Here is a 15,654-nt window from a genome sequence, read left to right as displayed (position 1 = left end):
GGAAGCTGAAACCTCGTATAGAGAAGGAGAATCGCTATGTCAGCAGTAGTAGTTACAGGCACGCAATGGGGCGATGAGGGCAAGGGAAAGATCGTCGACTACCTCGCCGAGAAGGCCGATACGGTCGTGCGCTATCAGGGCGGCAGCAATGCCGGACACACCGTCAGCGTTAAGGGCGAGGAGTTCAAGCTGCGTCTCCTGCCCTCGGGCATCCTTTACCACGGTAAGACGAACGTCGTCGGCAACGGTGTCATCTTCGATCCCGAAGTCGCGCTCGAAGAGATGAACGAGATGCAAAAGCGCGGCGTCGACACGTCGGGCATCCGCATCTCAAATCGTGCGCACGTCGTTCTGCCGTATCACCGCATTATGGACGGACTCGCCGAAGAAGCACGTGGCGAGGGGAAGATCGGCACGACGAAGCGCGGCATCGGCCCGTGCACCATGGACAAGATGAACCGCATCGGCATCCGCGTCTGCGATCTCATCGAGCCGGAGGAGTTTAAGAAGCGCCTGAAGGAAAACCTCGCGGTCAAGAACGAGGAACTGGAAAAGATCTACGGTCATGCGCCGCTCTCCTACGAGCATATCCTCGAAGAATACGAAGCTTATGCAGATCTCCTGAAACCCTATGTCTGCGACACTATCGCTCTTTTGAATGAAGAGCTTGATGCGGGCAAGAAGGTGCTCTTCGAGGGTGCGCAGGCGACGATGCTCGACATCGACTACGGCACATACCCTTACGTCACGGCCTCGCACCCAGTATCAGGCGGCGTAGGCGTCGGCGCGGGCGTCGCGCCCAGGCGCATCGACAAGGTTGTCGGCGTCGTCAAGGCATACTGCACGCGCGTCGGCGAAGGCCCCTTCCCGACCGAGCAGATCAACGACATCGGCAACAAGATCCGTGAAGCCGGCCATGAGTTCGGCACCGTCACGGGCAGGCCGCGCCGCACGGGCTGGCTCGATGCCTGCGTCGTGCGCTATGCGGGTCAGCTCTCGGGTCTCGACTACATGGCGATCACGCGCCTTGACATCCTCGACGGCTTTGACGAGATCAAGATGTGCACGGGCTACAAGCTCGACGGCAAGCCGCTGAACGAGATCCCCGCGAGCCTTAACGTCCTCGCGCGGGTCGAGCCTGTCTACGAGACATTCGAAGGCTGGAAGGAAGACATCTCGGGTTGCCGTGACTACGAGAAGCTGCCCGAAAAGGCAAGGAAATACCTCGAACGCCTCTCCGCCGTCACAGGTGTCGCCATCGGCATCGTCTCCGTCGGCCCGAACCGCGATCAGACAATCATCTGCGCGAACGATATTTTCTGATGCAAAGAAGGGCTGAACATATGTCCTGGAAGTTTACCTTGCACATGAACAGTTGAATATGCTATACTAAGGTCGGCAAACGTGATTAGAGTCACAACCAGTACACGAAAAGCCCCCAAGTTGCGGTCTTGGGGGCTTTTCTATTCCCTTATTGCAGGTGGTGCTGAGTCGTCCAAGAGACAAGCCCAAGGGGCGCAGGCGATTGGGAAACGACTCGTATGTGAAAACGTCCCGCAAATCAAACCCGAAGGGTGCAGATGCGCGGTTGACGTTGACCACTCTTAATCCCTAGGCTCGTCGCCGTCATGCGCTCTCTCATCGAGCCATTTGCTGATGCGATTGGCGATCACGCCAGCCATGATGGAGAGAAGAAACGCGGTTAGAGTCACCAGTACACCCCCTTTCCATTGCCATGTCTAGGGGCGGCAACGCATCAAGTATAGCATACTTCCCTGCGTCACACCATAGTCTCGCAGATAGGGAATTCGATGCAGAGAAGGGGGCGCAGCTAGTTTCTGAGCAGACTGCAATTTCGCTTGACCTCCTGATATTTTCATGATAAGATACCAGAGGCAATTGACAAATGTTATTAAATATGAAAATAACTATAGGAAGTTCGTGTTACGACTTCCTTTTCTTTTCTTCTAACAGTGAGAATAATAATATCTATGAATGGAGTGAGCCAATGGAAGCATCGGAAAAAATCCTTCCGGCAGAAGTGCATCCGCGTGCGCGAAAGAGGCGCATCGCCCTCGTCCTCGGTCTTGTCGCGCTCGCCCTTGCGCTCATCGTCAGCGCTTCGGCGGGTGCAGTGCACATCGCGCCCGAGGCCATCGTGCCGACACTCATGGGAAACGGCACGCCCGAGGACTATCGCATCCTTTACCACATCCGTCTGCCGCGCATCATCACGGGCGCTTTGACGGGCGTGAACCTCGCGCTCGCCGGCTGCATCCTGCAGGGCATATTGAAGAATCCGCTCGCCGATCCCGGCATCATCGGCGTGTCGGCGGGCGCGGGACTGACCGCCATGTGCATCATGATCCTCTTCCCCGCAGAGGTCAAGTTCGTGCCGCTCGGCGCTTTCGTCGGCGCGATGATCGCCGTCGCGCTCGTCTTTGCGCTGTCGTGGGACAACGGCGTGCATCCGATGCGCATGGTGCTCGCGGGCGTCGCCATCGCGGCGTTCTTCGGCGGGGCGATGACGGCTCTGATGGTCTTCTACTCCGACCGCGTGCAGGGCACGGTGAACTGGATGGCAGGCGGCTTCGCGGGGCGCAGCTGGAGCCATGTGGAAATGGTTCTGCCCTACACGCTCGTCGGCATCGCGGGCACGCTCCTCGGCAGCCGCTGGCTCAACGCCCTGCAGCTCGGCGAGGAGACGGCGCGAAGCCTTGGCGTCCATGTGGCGCGTGCGCGGCTCGTGCTGCTCGTGCTCGCCGCCCTGCTCGCCGCCTCTGCCGTGAGCGCGGCGGGCATGCTCGGCTTCGTCGGACTCGTCGTGCCGCACATGGTGCGCCTTCTTACAGGATCAGATTTCGACTATCTGCTGCCCGCCGCCGCCATCTGGGGCGCTGTTCTTGTGGCGGGCGCCGATGCGGCGGCACGCATGGCATTCGCCCCTGTCGAGATTCCCGTCGGCGTGTTCATGTCGTTCTTGGGTGCGCCGTTCTTCCTCTATCTGCTCAAGAAGGGCCTTCGAAGGGAGTGAGACGATGGCAGAAATCTTGAAGGCATGCGGCCTTTCGCTCGGCTACGGCAAGGCGGAGATCGTCCATGAAGTCACGGCTTCCATAAATCGCGCGGAAATCGCCGCGATCATCGGGCCGAACGGCTCGGGCAAGTCGACGCTTCTGAAGGCGCTCGCGCGCCTCTTGGAGCCGCGTGCGGGGCGCGTCGAGTTCATGGGCGAGGATCTGTGGCAGAAGACGGAGCGCGAGGTCGCACAGAAGGTCGCATTTCTGCCGCAGAGCGCCGAGCCGCCCGGCGACATCACCGTCATGGAGCTTGTGCGCATGGGACGCCTGCCGCATCGGAAGTTCTGGGATTCCTTTTCCAAGGAGGACGGCGAGGCGTGTCGCGAAGCCCTGGCGCGAACGGGAATGGAGAAGTTCGCTCAGCGGCCGATCCTAGCCCTCTCGGGCGGCGAGCGCCAGCGTGCGCGGCTCGCCATGGCGCTCGCGCAGCAGCCCGAAGTGCTGCTCCTCGACGAGCCGACGACGTATCTCGACATTCGTCACCAACTGGCGCTCATGGAGCTTGTGGAAAAACTCCATGCGTCCTTGGGGCTGACCGTCGTCATGGTGCTGCACGATCTCAATCAAGCCGTGCGCTACAGCCATCACATCATCGCCATCCACGACGGGCAGGTGCTCGCCGACGGTGCGCCCGAGGCGGTCTTCACCGAAGCCCTCGTGCGCGAACTCTACGGCGTCGAGAGCGTCGTCCGCGACGTGACGATTGCGGGAAGGCGCACGAAGCTCTGTCTGCCCGAGCGCGTCGCCGATGGAGCGAAAGCCGTATGAGCACAAAGGACACGGCAATCGCCATCGCCGGCGTCTCATGCAGCCGCAAGGGCAAGAAAATCCTCGAAGACGTGACGCTCGACGTGGAAAGCGGCACGGTCATGGGGCTTCTGGGGCCGAACGGTGCGGGCAAGACGACGCTCATCCGTCTCGTCGCGGGACTGGCAAGGCCCGATGCGGGTACGATCCATGTATGCGGCGAGGATGCGGCGAAGCGCAGCGTGCGCTTTCGCCGTCTCATCGGCCTCGTGCCGCAGGAGAATACGCTGGAGAGCGAGCTGACTGTCGGAGAGAGCTTGCTCGCCTACGCACGGCTCTATGGTATCAAGAATGCCGAAAAGATGGTTCATCAGACAGCAGAACGGTATCACCTCTCGGACTTTCTTGATAAGCGTCCCGAAGAAATCTCGGGCGGCATGAAGCGACGCGCCGTCATCGCGCGTGCGGCGATGACCGATCCTGCCGTGCTGCTCCTCGATGAGCCGAGCGCGGGACTCGATCCCGATCTCAGGCAGGAGGTTTGGGCGCTCATACGCAAGCTGCGCGATGCAGGAAAGACGCTGCTCCTCACGACACACTACATGGAAGAGGCGGAGAGACTCTGCGGGCGCATCGCCTTCCTGCGCGCGGGCAGACTGCGCGCCCTCGATACGGCAGAGGGCATACGCGCGGCGGCAGGCGATGCAAAAGATCTTGAGCAGGCGTTCCTGCGCCTTTCGCATGAGGAGGAGTGTTCGTGACTGCGCTTGGCTTCTGGCCGGTCTTTCGGCGCGAGATGGCGATGCTCGTCCATCGCATCGGCGGCTTGGGCTACCTGTTCTCGGGGCTGCTCTTTCCGATGATCTACCTGCTCGCCTTCGGCTGGGGACTCGGCAGCGCCGTCGAAGTCACGGGCGGCTACATCGCCTACCTCGCCAAAGGGATGCTCGCCATCACCGTCATGATGAACGGCTTCCAGCAAACGGCGATCTCGGTCAGCGCCGCACGCTTCTACTTCCGCACGTTCTCCGTGCTGCGCATGAGTCCCGTGAGCGACGCCTCGATCGTCTTCGGTATCGCACTTGCGGGCGCCGTGCGAGCGATCCTCGCGGGGGCGGCGGTCTTCCTTGCCGCCTGGCTCTTCTTCGACATTCGGCTGCTCGCCGTGCCGGGCTTCGTGGGACTCGTGCTCACGGCGTTCTGCTTCGCGGCGTTCGGCGTCGCCGTAGGCCTTTCTATTCGCGGGCAGGAGCAGTTTTCCGTCATCATCAATTTCTTCATCACGCCGATGACATTCTTCTGTGGCTCCTTCTTTCCCATCGCCAACCTGCCCGAGATTGTACAGCGTCTCGTCTCCCTGCTGCCGCTCGCCCATACGAACGCACTGCTGCAGGCAGATGGCTGGGACGGCGGTGCGCTCTCGTCGTTCGTCGTGCTCGCGCTTTTGACAGCGCTCGCCTTCGGCTGGGGCGTCCGGCGCATGAAACGGTATCAGGAGTTTTAGGAGACGCTGATAAAATGAAGTCGCCCAGATTTGCGCAGATGCGCTGTATCTATCGAGGAGATAAACTGGAGGCGTAGCGGTGCTACGTCGAGGATTTGTCGACGACGAGAGGACAGCGCAGATGCGTGAAGATGGGTGGCTGAATTTATCAGTGGTTCCTTGGGAAACGCTGGCTTTATTCGCACTTTTTCCGTTTGGTTTCTACAAATCTACTTCAAGGAGGTTTTTATGCGAAAGTTTGGTATCATCATCGCACTCCTGTGCCTCGTAGCGGCTGTCGTCTTCATCTTCCTGCCGCGTGCGCAGGAAGCGCCGCAGGCGAAGGAGCTGACGGCGAAGGACAGCATGGGGCGCGAAGTCACCATGCCCGCCCACCCGAAGCGCGTCGTCATATTAAACGCTTCGAACCTCGATCTCTTCGTCGCGGCGGGCGGCGCAGACTTCGTCGTCGGCAAGCCGACCTCGCAGGCGTTGTCGGAGACGGTCAAGGAAAAGACGGCGCAGGCCGAGGAAGTCGGCATCATCCACCAGCCCGACATCGAGAAGATCCTCTCCCTGCAGCCCGATCTCGTCATCGGCACGAACGTGCCCTTTCACACTGATCTCGAAGAAACGCTCGGCAATGCGGGCATTCCCATTTACATTCAGGCACTCGACGATGTGCCCTCGCTCTTTGATGCGCTGACCTTCTACGGCAAGCTCACGGGCGATGAGAAGGCGGCTGCAAAAGAGGTGCAGACGATCAAGGACAAGCTCGCGGCGGTTGAAAAACGTGCCGCAGGGCGCACACCGCCCAAGAGTCTGCTCGTCTTCGGCTCGCCCGAGAGCTTCAACATGGGCACGAAGAAATGCTTCACGGGTGGACTGATCGAACTGCTCGGCGGCGGCAACATCGCCGACCACGCCGAGGGCGACGGCGGCTATCTGCCGCTTTCCATGGAGTTCGTCGCACGCGAAAACCCCTCGATCATCTTCGCCATCGTGCACGGCCCGACGGAAACGCTTGAGCCGAAGATGCGCCGCGACCTGCAGGAGAGTGAGGCGTGGGCGGATGTCGACGCCGTGAAGAACGGACGCGTCTATGTCCTGCCCTACGAACTCTTCGCCATCAATCCCGGCGTGCGTGCGGCGGATGCACTTGAGGTGCTCGCCGACATCATGTATCCGGAGAAGAAGTAAGGCACGCGCAAATACCCGATAGACCAACTCTGCGTATCGCCATCGCAGGCAAAACAAGGTTTTCCAGGCTTGACAAGGAAGCGATGTCTTTTCGCTCCTTGCGGCCTTTGTATCCATATATCTCATAGGAATACAAGGATAAGGAGATGGAGTAATGCTGAAAAAGATCACAAAGAAGAAGAGCCTGCTGCTGACGGCAGCCGTCCTCGCCGCCATGAGCGTCCCCGTGCAGGCGGCGGAGAAGAAGCAGGAGGAGGCGGCGCACATCAAGACGAATGAAGTCGTCGTCACGGCATCGAGGACGAAGCAGGAGGTCAAGGAATCGCCAAGCTCGGTCGAAGTCATTACGCGCGAGGACATCGACAAGATGGGCGCGGAATCCGTAGCACAGGCACTGCAGTTGGCACTTGGTATCGATACGCAGGAAAACGCCATGGTTGGCAATAAAGTTTCGATTCGCGGCATGAATACGAACCAGACGTTGATCCTCATCGACGGGCGGCGCGTGCGCACAGAGGATACAGACTCGACGATGAACTTTTATGAGTTTGAGCGCATTAATATAGACGATGTCGAGCGCATTGAGATCGTGCGCGGTGCGGCAAGCTCGCTCTACGGCTCGGAAGCCCTCGGCGGCGTCATCAACATCATCCGGAGAAGACCGGACGAGCAGAAGACATCCGTCACGCTGGATTGGACGACTCGACGCAAGGACGCCGGCATTCGTTTCGATGCAGGAAAACACGGGAATTGGAATATCGCGGCGAGCTTCAAGGCGTCCGACTACCGCGAGCGCGGTACGGATGCTAAGAGCAATATGTACGGCAAGAAGTATTTCTTCAATATCGAAGGCCGTATGGATGTAGCGAAAGACAAGTGGCTCGATGTCTTTGCAGACTATTTGATTGAAGATCAGTATATGAAGGGGATGATAACTAACCAGAATAAGCCGCCGATCTATCATGGAAGAGACTACGATCATACGCGCCTGTCGACGGGCGTTAAATATGCAGGTCGCGACAAACGCGGCAACTATGAAATGCAGGTCTATTACACGCGCTTTCATAAAGATCAGTATCAGAGAAACAGAGCGAACCATAAACTTCTCGGGTTCGATGATATGACGTTTAACTCTTTGATCTTCGATGGAAGGCGCTCCATGCAGCTGTCGAAAGACCACCTTCTGACCTTTGGCGGCGAATATCGTAAGGAAGACTATGAAAGCACCCGACTGAAGGGCAGCGGCTCTATCTCGCATGAGGGGGTCGTGAGTCCGTTTGGCAAGAGCTCGGTGAACTACGCGGCATTCTATGTGCAGGATGAGTGGCTCCTCAATCCTGATTGGCTGCTGATTCCGTCCATGCGCTTGGATCACAGTACTTCCTTCGGCAGCAAAGTGACAGGAAAACTTGGCACGACATACAAAATCAACAAGGATCTGCGGTTCAAAGCAAATATCGGAACAGCATATCGCGCACCAACGGCAAGCGAGCTTTATTTCGACTGGGATGGTATGCCAGGCGGCGAAAAGGTGAAGCTATGGTTTCATGGAAACCCCAACCTCAAGCCGGAGACCTCGCTGAACTTCGATGTCGGTCTTGAGATGGAGAAGGATAAAACTTTTGGCAAGATCACCTACTTTCACAACAAAGTCCGTGATTTGATCAACGGGCATTTCCAATTTCAGTATATGCCACCACCAATGAGGTCAATCAATCACATCTTCTATGTCAATGAAACGGAGGCGACGCTCCAAGGTCTTGAGTTTGAGGTCAAACGAGATCTCGGGAGCGGCTTCAACATGCGCGGCCTCTACACCTATCTCGATGCGCGTGACGGCAAAGATATAAGGCTCACCGGCCGCCCGTATCACAAGGCAAGCCTGCAGCTCAGCTACGAAGATCAGAAGAACGGCTGGGATGCGACGCTATGGAATGATTGGATTGCAGGCTATTGTTATGCGGAGGCTGTTGGAAGGAGAACCATCTATAAAAACGCTGCCATAAGCATTCTGAATCTCGTCGTCAATAAAAAGATCAACGATCATTTCAGTGCTTACTTCGGCATTGACAACATCCTCGGCACAGAGAGCGACGTCCTCGCCTACGACGGCAGAATCTGGCGCGGCGGTGTAAACATGATATTCTGAGACAGCAAAGCGAAAAAGCCCCCACATGCAAAGTCGGGGGCTTTTTGCATATCAGTTTGCCGTTCATCGTCTTTGCCGCCAACGGATATACCTGCTGCTTATATAAAAGTCGCCGTTTGCCGCCCTGCACACAGCACGAGTGCCCTCAGCGGACAAGCCGTATATTGACGCTGCACCATAAGAAAACGTATAATGGAGAAAACAATTCAGCAAACGATGGAGAGGAGGAATCCAATGAAGGTGCCAAAGGACGCACAGCTGGCGATCGCGATCGGCTTTGCGGCGTTTTTCCTCTTTGTGGGCTTGGGAGTCTACGGCATATATTATTTCTTCACGGGCGGCTGCGATGAAAACAGCGAGCCTTATTCCGCCTATGAGGTGCGCGAAAAAATCGAGGCGGAGTACGATTTTCCCGTCGAGCTTGAATATCTGGGCGAGACGGTCACGCAGGAGAAGCCGTGGAAAAGGGTCGACTATGCCTTCCGTGACAAGGAGCGCGACTTCACGTTCACCGCGCATGCGAAGGTTGCGCCCATCAATGCGTCGATTCCCTTCATCATCCTGCCGGGCGGACGCTCCTACTATACCGACTATCCCGCGCGCTGCCTCGACCGGCTCAACGACAAGGTGCAGGAGTGCGCGAAAAAGCGCGGTCTGCGTTTCATCACGCCCGAGGAGAAGGCGGCGCATCTCGGCTACCACGGTGGTGTCGATACCGTTTTCCTGACAGATGAAAAGCAGCTCGCGGATGCAGCGGAGCTCTTCCTCGAAATCGCGCAGATCTACGATGTGGCGCGTTTCGGCGAGCATAGCGTCGGACGCGACATCGCTTTTTGCTATCTGCCGCCGGGTGAGACGGATCTCAAGAAGACACAGCTCGTCTGCATGCTGTATCTGCGCAGCAAGCGGGACATCTACGACGCGAACGGCATCTCGGAGTATATCATCTCAAACAGCAAGAGCGAGGCAGAGCCTTTCCTGCTCCGCTTGAAGGGCGGCTGGCAGGACAAGACCTGGCGGGCGAAAAAGAAGGCTGCGGACGGCATCGGCATGGGCGGGGGCAGCCCGGGTGATTCAGGCGCTCTCGGCTCGCCCGATGACCGAACGCCTTGGGACGACTGGGACGACTGGGGCGACTGGGATGATTGGAGCGACTGGGATGGCTGGGATGATTGGGGCGATGAAGACAGCGACCGCCCGGAATTCCTCACGCCGCCCATCGCTCCCTCGCGCCGAGAGCCGAGCTGGATCTGATTCGAGGTCAGAGGTGTGCAGCTTTTATCTCTGACCGCCTGCACCGTGCAGGAATTTTGCAGCATTGAAGATGGGGAGGTACGAACATGCAGGAGTTTTCTTTTCATTGTCCGACAGAGATCGTATTTGGCCGCGGCGTCGAGGAGCGCACGGCGGAGCTTCTTCGAAAGTACGGCGCACATCGCGTCTTTATCGTTTACGGCGGCGGCAGTGTCATCAAGAGCGGGCTGCTCGCGCGCGTCGAGCGCGTCATCACGGCGGCGGGCCTTGCGTTCTCCGTCCGGGGAGGCGTGCGGCCGAATCCGCGCCTTTCGTTTGCGCGTGAGGCCGTGCGCGAAGCGCTTGACTTCGAGGCGGACTTCCTTCTAGCCGTCGGCGGCGGCAGCGTCATCGACACGGCGAAGGCCATCGCGCATGGCACGGCGAATCCCGAAACCGATCTATGGGATTTCTGGTCGGGCAAGAAAGAACTCAAAAAGAGCCTGCCTGTCGGCGTCATCTTGACGCTTCCTGCGGCGGGCAGCGAGACGAGCGATTCCTCCGTGCTGACGAATGAGGAAACGGGCGAGAAAGCGGGACTGCCGTCGCCGTTCAACCGCCCCGCCTTCGCCATTTTGAACCCCGAGCTCGCCTTTTCCCTGTCCTCGCCGCAGCTTGCAGCGGGCATCGCCGACATCGTCATGCACACGCTTGAGCGCTACATGACGCATACGGAAGGCAACGAATTCACCGATCTCCTCGCCGAAGCGCTCCTGCAGAATGTCGCGAAGTATGCGCCCATCGTCCTCGCACATCACAAAAACTACGAGGCGATGAGCGAGATCATGTGGTGCGGCACGATCTCGCACTGCGGACTCACGGGACTCGGCAGGGACAAGGACTTCTCCGTGCACAAGCTCGGTCATGCGCTGTCGGCACGCTACGACACGAATCACGGCGAGTCCCTGACGGCGCTCTGGGGCGCGTGGGCGCGTGCCGTCTACGAAGATCGCCCCGAGCGCTTCGCGCGCTTTGCCGAGAAGGTCTGGGGCGTAGATGCTGGCTCTGCCGAAGAGCGGGCGCGTGCGGGCATCCGCAAGACGGAGAATTTCTTCCGCTCGCTGAAGCTGCCGACCTCGCTCGGAGAACTTCCGACGGGCATCTTGACGCACGGCGCCTTGGAAGCGCTCGCCGACAACGTGACGGCCAATGGCACGAAGGCAGTCGGCACATTCCATCCCGTCGACCGTGCGCTCGCCTTGAAAATCTACACGGCGGCGAACCATTGAGCCTGCAGCCGGATATTTTCCTGCAGGGAAAATGCACGATGCTTATGAAGCGGCTCGTACGAAAATAGTTTATCTTTTGTTTATCTGTTTGTTATCGTCCTTTTAGCGCAGCATGGTATACTGAACGTGTTGAAGCAGGAAAGCAAGCAAATGCAATGAGAGGAGAAGATAAAATGAAGAAATGGCAGATGGCAGCTCCCGTGGCGGGCGCTCTGAGCTTCGGCGCGCTCGCCGCGCTCGGCGTGGGAATCTTCCAAGGACAGACGACGCTTCACGCACCTGCACTGCGGACTGCCGCAGTCGCAGCTCCCGCCGCGAAGGGAAGCGATTCGCCGTTCCTTTCCGTCGCTGAGGCGGCGACAGCCGACTTCGTGGGCTACGACACGATTAAGGTTCAGGCGATTGCCGAATCGGGACTCGATGAGGGCGATCTCACGAACTACGAGATCAAATTCGACGGGCGCGGCTACATGCCGACCTACCGCGTGGAGCTTGAGACGAACGCGGGCGGCGTGGACATCGACTTCGACGCCAAGACGGGCGAGATCATCGATGTGCGGGAAAAATCGTGGATGCACACGCGCACGAAACTCGTCATCAGCGACTATGATGTGATTGAAGACGTAGAGGCGATGGGAATCGCGCTGGAAGACGCCGATCTTTCCATGGACGACCTCGACCGCTACGAGCTGGAACTGCACACGAAGCGGGGCGAGCTTGTCTACTCCATCGAGCTGAAACGCGGCACCAAAGAGTACGAATACGACCTGCGCGCCGCCGACGGCACGATCTTAAAGAGAGACACCGACTTCGACTGACGTGATTCATCGGCAGCAAAAATCCCCCGCTGCAGGCAGAATGCCTGCGGCGGGGGATTTTTCTGTTGACAAAAGATAAGAAACATATTACGATATTTGCGGTATAACTAAAAGTTCTAGTAGTACGATAAGTGGAACAGGTGCCCTCGAGGCTTAATAGGGAAGTCGGTAGAAGCCGACGCGGTCCCGCCACTGTAAGGACGAGCAACTTTGCCGCGATTGCCACTGGGGCGCAAGCTTTGGGAAGGCAGGCAGAGGAGTTATGACGCCGAGCCAGGAGAACTGCCTGTTTGACGCTCATCGATGGACCCACGAGCGATGGGGAGAGGAGCATGGATCACCGTGAAAAAAGCAAGCAAACGACTCTTATTGACAGCCTTGATGATGGGATGTTCCTTCGGCGCAGCGCATGACGCCTTCGCAGAGGAAGCAGCAAAAACGCCAGTCGAGGCGGAAGATTCACAGCGTACAGCGCAAGAAAACGCCGACAGCGAATATCATCTGCCCGATCTCACAGTTCTAGGAGATCGCAAGACTTTCCGCGGCGGCATGATCGAGAGGAAGAGTACGACGGGCATTCTAGGAGAGAAGGATTCCTTGGAACTGCCCTTCAGTGTCACAACCGTCAGCCAGAAAGCGATTGAGACATTTTCCACACCGCAGAGCGGCGTGATGGACACACTCTCGCTCGTCCCTTCCGTGCGTGCGTCTTCGAGCAAGAGCGTTCATTCCGTGACGATTCGCGGCTTCCAGCAAAACGGCTATTCCATGTACATCAATGGCATTCCTGGTGCGATGAGTTCAGGCAACCTGCCTTACTACTGGATTGAAAACGCTACCGTAGTCGCGGGACCCAATCTCGGCGTCAACGGGACGAACATCTCCGATACGATCGGCGGCTCGATCAACTTCCAGTCGAAGAGGGCGCAAACCAAGGACAATACGGATGTACACCTCTCCTACAACGGCGGCAAATCGTTCGAGCAGGGCGTCGATATCGGCCGGCGCTTCGGTGCGGACAAGGCGTTCGGACTGCGCGTCGCGGCCAACCACATCGGCGGCGAAACGGTGCAGGAGGACAAGAATCTCAAACAGAACAACATCTTCGTGAACTTCGATCATCAGGGAAAACGCTCAACGACGAATTTGATGCTCGGATACAGCCGCATCAAGTACGAGGGCGGCGGTGACGGCTTCAGTGTGGGCAATCTGACAGTACTGCCCAAGGCGCCCGATGCAAGGAAGAGCTACACGCCGTCTTGGCTCTATCATACATACAAGGACACATGGATCATCCTCAACCACGAGCAAAAGCTCAACGATCATGTAACGGCATATATCAATTTCGGACACCATAAGTTCGATTATGACAAGTACTATGAAGGCACGCCTAAACTGACCTCGAACGATGGTGATTTCACGATCAATGCTGAATATTGGCCGCTCGGTCATACGCGTATCTATTTCGGCACAGGCCTGCGCGGCGATTTTCAGACAGGAGATGTCAAGCACGAATACATCATCGGCTTCGACAAGAATTGGGTCAACCGTTTCTCGGGCGGCGGCGATCTTTGGAGCGGCACAGGCAATCTCTACCGCAACAACTCGTGGGCAAGCGTGCCACTGCCCGATTATCAGCCGCCGCTGCAGTTCAAGCAGCAGATGACAGGCTATCATCTCGTAGATACGATGAAGTTCATGGATGATCGCCTGCAGCTTACGCTGGGTCTGCACGGGCATAAATCGAGCTATACGAGAGTCGGTCAGAAGCGCCAGGATTCCGACGCGACGTGCCCGACCTTCGCCTTGAGCTACAAATTCACACCGGAAATCATGGGTTACGTCAGCCACAGTGAGTCATTCAACGCCGGGACGCTCGTCTCTGGTGCTTCTTACAAGAATAAGGGCGAAGTCTTGCCGCCTGCAAAGACGAAACAGGATGAGATCGGCGTGAAGATCAAGAAGGGAGATTTCGTCAACACGCTGAGCCTCTTCAAGATTCGCAAAGCGAATACGATCGACGTCATGCGTCCCGACGGAAAGTATCGTCTCAACGATGGCGAGCAGGAAAACACAGGATTTGAATGGGTGTTCACAGGGAAGATCAGCAAGCGCCTCGATCTGGTCGGCGGCATGATGTATCTCGACGCCAAGCAGTCAAAAACGAAGGACGGCGCGAACGACGGCAAAGCCGTCGGCGGTACGTCGAAATTCTCCGGTACGATCGGCGCCGTCTATCATGTCGATCCGGCATGGTCTTTGATCGGCCGAGTTTCGTATCTCGGAAGAGCCGACATCAAGAACGAGACTCTCAGCGTGCCCGCTTCCTGGAAGGTCGATCTCGGCGCTTCTTATGAAACGAAGATGGGAACGACCCCCGTCACACTGACTTTGATGTGCTACAACGTGACCGGCAAGGACTACTGGATTCCCGTCGCGGGAGCGGATAGCTTGCAATTGAGTGCGCCGCGCTCGGTGTCGTTCGCAGCGAATTTCGAAATCTGATAGTAGGACAGGCAAACGGACTTCTGCGTTTGCCTGTCTTCGTTGTGCAGTTTTGAAGGCTGATGGAGGGATGAGACCATGATGCTGGAAAAGCTCAAGACGATGGGGACGATGCAGCTTCTTCTGCTGTGCCTGCCGCTGCAATTGCTCGTCGTATGGTGGGGGGTCTCGTCCGGACTTACGGATATTTCCATGTCCGCCATTTTCGAGATGCTCACAGGAAATGGCGACGATGCGCTCACTGCGAGCATCCTCTATGAGCTTCGTCTGCCGCGCGTGCTCCTCGCACTTTGCGTGGGCATGGGACTGACCTTGTCCGGGCTCATCATGCAGGCGATCGTGCAGAATCCATTGGCCGATCCTTATGTCTTGGGCGTATCGTCAGGCGCATATTTCGGCACGGCGGCGGGCCTCTTCCTCGGACTGGGCTCTCTGTTCGGTGCGATCGGCATCGGTGCGTGCTCATTTGCCGGTGCGCTTTTTGTCTCCGTCCTCGTCATCGGTTTTGCCCGTCGAGAGAATGGCGATTTGTCCAATCTTCTCCTGGGAGGCTTGGCGATGGGACTCGTCTTCTCATCGCTCGCAGGCTTTCTCGTCTACAAGGCCAGCGACACGGAGGGCATGGAGTCCATAACCTTCTGGCTCATGGGCAGTGTGGCAAACGCCTCCTTGACTCAATCGCTCATCCTATGCGTCGTCGTCGTCGCGATATTCCTTTATTTCATGACGCAGAGCCGCGTACTGAATATCCTCCTCTTGGGACGCGACACGGCGATCACCTTGGGCGTCAATGCCAAGGATCACTTGACGAAGTACTTGCTCTGCAACGGCCTTTTGGTCGGCCTCATCGTCTACAACGCAGGCATGATCGGCTTCATCGGCCTCGTACTTCCGCATATCGTACGCAGCCTTTTGGGCGCCGACCATCGCGTACTGCTGCCCGCAGCGGTCATGCTCGGCGGCATGACCGCCGTCCTTCTGGATCTCCTTTCACGCTCGCTCATTCCGATTCCCGGCGTGGAAATCCCCTTGGGCGTGATGTTTGCGCTCGTCGGCGCACCGCTCTTCATCTATCTCGTATTCCGGCAGAGATATAACGTCTTCATGTAAGACGAGTGAATCTGAACTGCGTGGGGACTATGACCGACTG

The 15,654-nt window shown here is 57.7% G+C and carries 13 protein-coding genes and 1 riboswitch; of the genes, 12 read left to right on the top strand and 1 reads right to left on the bottom strand.

The window, feature by feature from the left end; genetic code table 11:
* Nucleotides 1-36: 36 nt before the first annotated feature.
* Entirely contained in the window at nt 37-1,323 is a 1,287-nt protein-coding gene (locus tag OL236_RS10445) for an adenylosuccinate synthase (protein WP_265070562.1), read from the top strand.
* Between the two features lie 281 nt (nt 1,324-1,604).
* On the opposite strand, the gene OL236_RS10440 is transcribed toward OL236_RS10445, so the two are convergent.
* Complete coding sequence (locus OL236_RS10440; protein WP_265070561.1) at nt 1,605-1,712, bottom strand: nitrate reductase; 108 nt, start codon at nt 1,710-1,712, stop codon at nt 1,605-1,607.
* A 296-nt stretch (nt 1,713-2,008) separates the two neighbouring features.
* Between OL236_RS10440 and OL236_RS10435 the strand changes: the two genes are divergently transcribed.
* The 11 genes from OL236_RS10435 to OL236_RS10385 all read left to right on the top strand — a co-directional run bounded on the left by OL236_RS10435 (nt 2,009) and on the right by OL236_RS10385 (nt 15,614).
* Complete coding sequence (locus OL236_RS10435; protein WP_013741076.1) at nt 2,009-3,034, top strand: FecCD family ABC transporter permease; 1,026 nt, start codon at nt 2,009-2,011, stop codon at nt 3,032-3,034.
* Nucleotides 3,035-3,038: 4 nt separating this feature from the next.
* A complete protein-coding gene (locus OL236_RS10430) occupies nt 3,039-3,848 on the top strand; it encodes an ABC transporter ATP-binding protein (protein ID WP_006192569.1) in 810 nt (269 codons plus the stop codon).
* Nucleotides 3,845-4,588 carry an ABC transporter ATP-binding protein gene (locus tag OL236_RS10425; RefSeq protein ID WP_265070560.1) on the top strand — a complete coding sequence of 248 codons (744 nt, stop codon included), beginning with the start codon at nt 3,845-3,847 and terminating at the stop codon, nt 4,586-4,588. The genes OL236_RS10430 and OL236_RS10425 overlap by 4 nt, the downstream gene beginning before the upstream one ends.
* Nucleotides 4,585-5,331, top strand: a complete 747-nt coding sequence (locus OL236_RS10420) for an ABC transporter permease (protein WP_013741077.1) — start codon at nt 4,585-4,587, stop codon at nt 5,329-5,331. Before OL236_RS10425 ends, OL236_RS10420 begins: the two co-directional genes overlap by 4 nt.
* A gap of 228 nt (nt 5,332-5,559) precedes the next feature.
* Complete coding sequence (locus tag OL236_RS10415) at nt 5,560-6,510, top strand: ABC transporter substrate-binding protein (protein ID WP_265070559.1); 951 nt, start codon at nt 5,560-5,562, stop codon at nt 6,508-6,510.
* Nucleotides 6,511-6,664: 154 nt separating this feature from the next.
* Nucleotides 6,665-8,659: a TonB-dependent receptor plug domain-containing protein gene (locus OL236_RS10410; protein WP_265070558.1), complete on the top strand. Its 1,995-nt coding sequence runs from the start codon at nt 6,665-6,667 to the stop codon at nt 8,657-8,659.
* 234 nt (nt 8,660-8,893) lie between these two features.
* A complete protein-coding gene (locus OL236_RS10405; protein ID WP_265070557.1) occupies nt 8,894-9,913 on the top strand; it encodes a hypothetical protein in 1,020 nt (339 codons plus the stop codon).
* Between the two features lie 86 nt (nt 9,914-9,999).
* Nucleotides 10,000-11,181, top strand: coding sequence for an iron-containing alcohol dehydrogenase (locus tag OL236_RS10400; protein ID WP_265070556.1), 1,182 nt, complete (start codon nt 10,000-10,002; stop codon nt 11,179-11,181).
* Between the two features lie 173 nt (nt 11,182-11,354).
* On the top strand, nt 11,355-11,999 hold the full coding sequence (locus tag OL236_RS10395; RefSeq protein ID WP_265070555.1) for a PepSY domain-containing protein: 645 nt from the start codon (nt 11,355-11,357) through the stop codon (nt 11,997-11,999).
* Between the two features lie 121 nt (nt 12,000-12,120).
* Nucleotides 12,121-12,304: riboswitch (cobalamin riboswitch) on the top strand.
* 76 nt (nt 12,305-12,380) lie between these two features.
* On the top strand, nt 12,381-14,504 hold the full coding sequence (locus tag OL236_RS10390; RefSeq protein WP_265070554.1) for a TonB-dependent receptor: 2,124 nt from the start codon (nt 12,381-12,383) through the stop codon (nt 14,502-14,504).
* Nucleotides 14,505-14,582: 78 nt separating this feature from the next.
* Nucleotides 14,583-15,614: a FecCD family ABC transporter permease gene (locus OL236_RS10385; RefSeq protein WP_265070553.1), complete on the top strand. Its 1,032-nt coding sequence runs from the start codon at nt 14,583-14,585 to the stop codon at nt 15,612-15,614.
* The last annotated feature ends 40 nt before the right edge of the window (nt 15,615-15,654 follow it).

This window comes from Selenomonas sputigena (assembly GCF_026015965.1).
Lineage (GTDB): Bacteria > Bacillota > Negativicutes > Selenomonadales > Selenomonadaceae > Selenomonas.
This window is presented reverse-complemented; position numbering and strand designations above follow the sequence as displayed.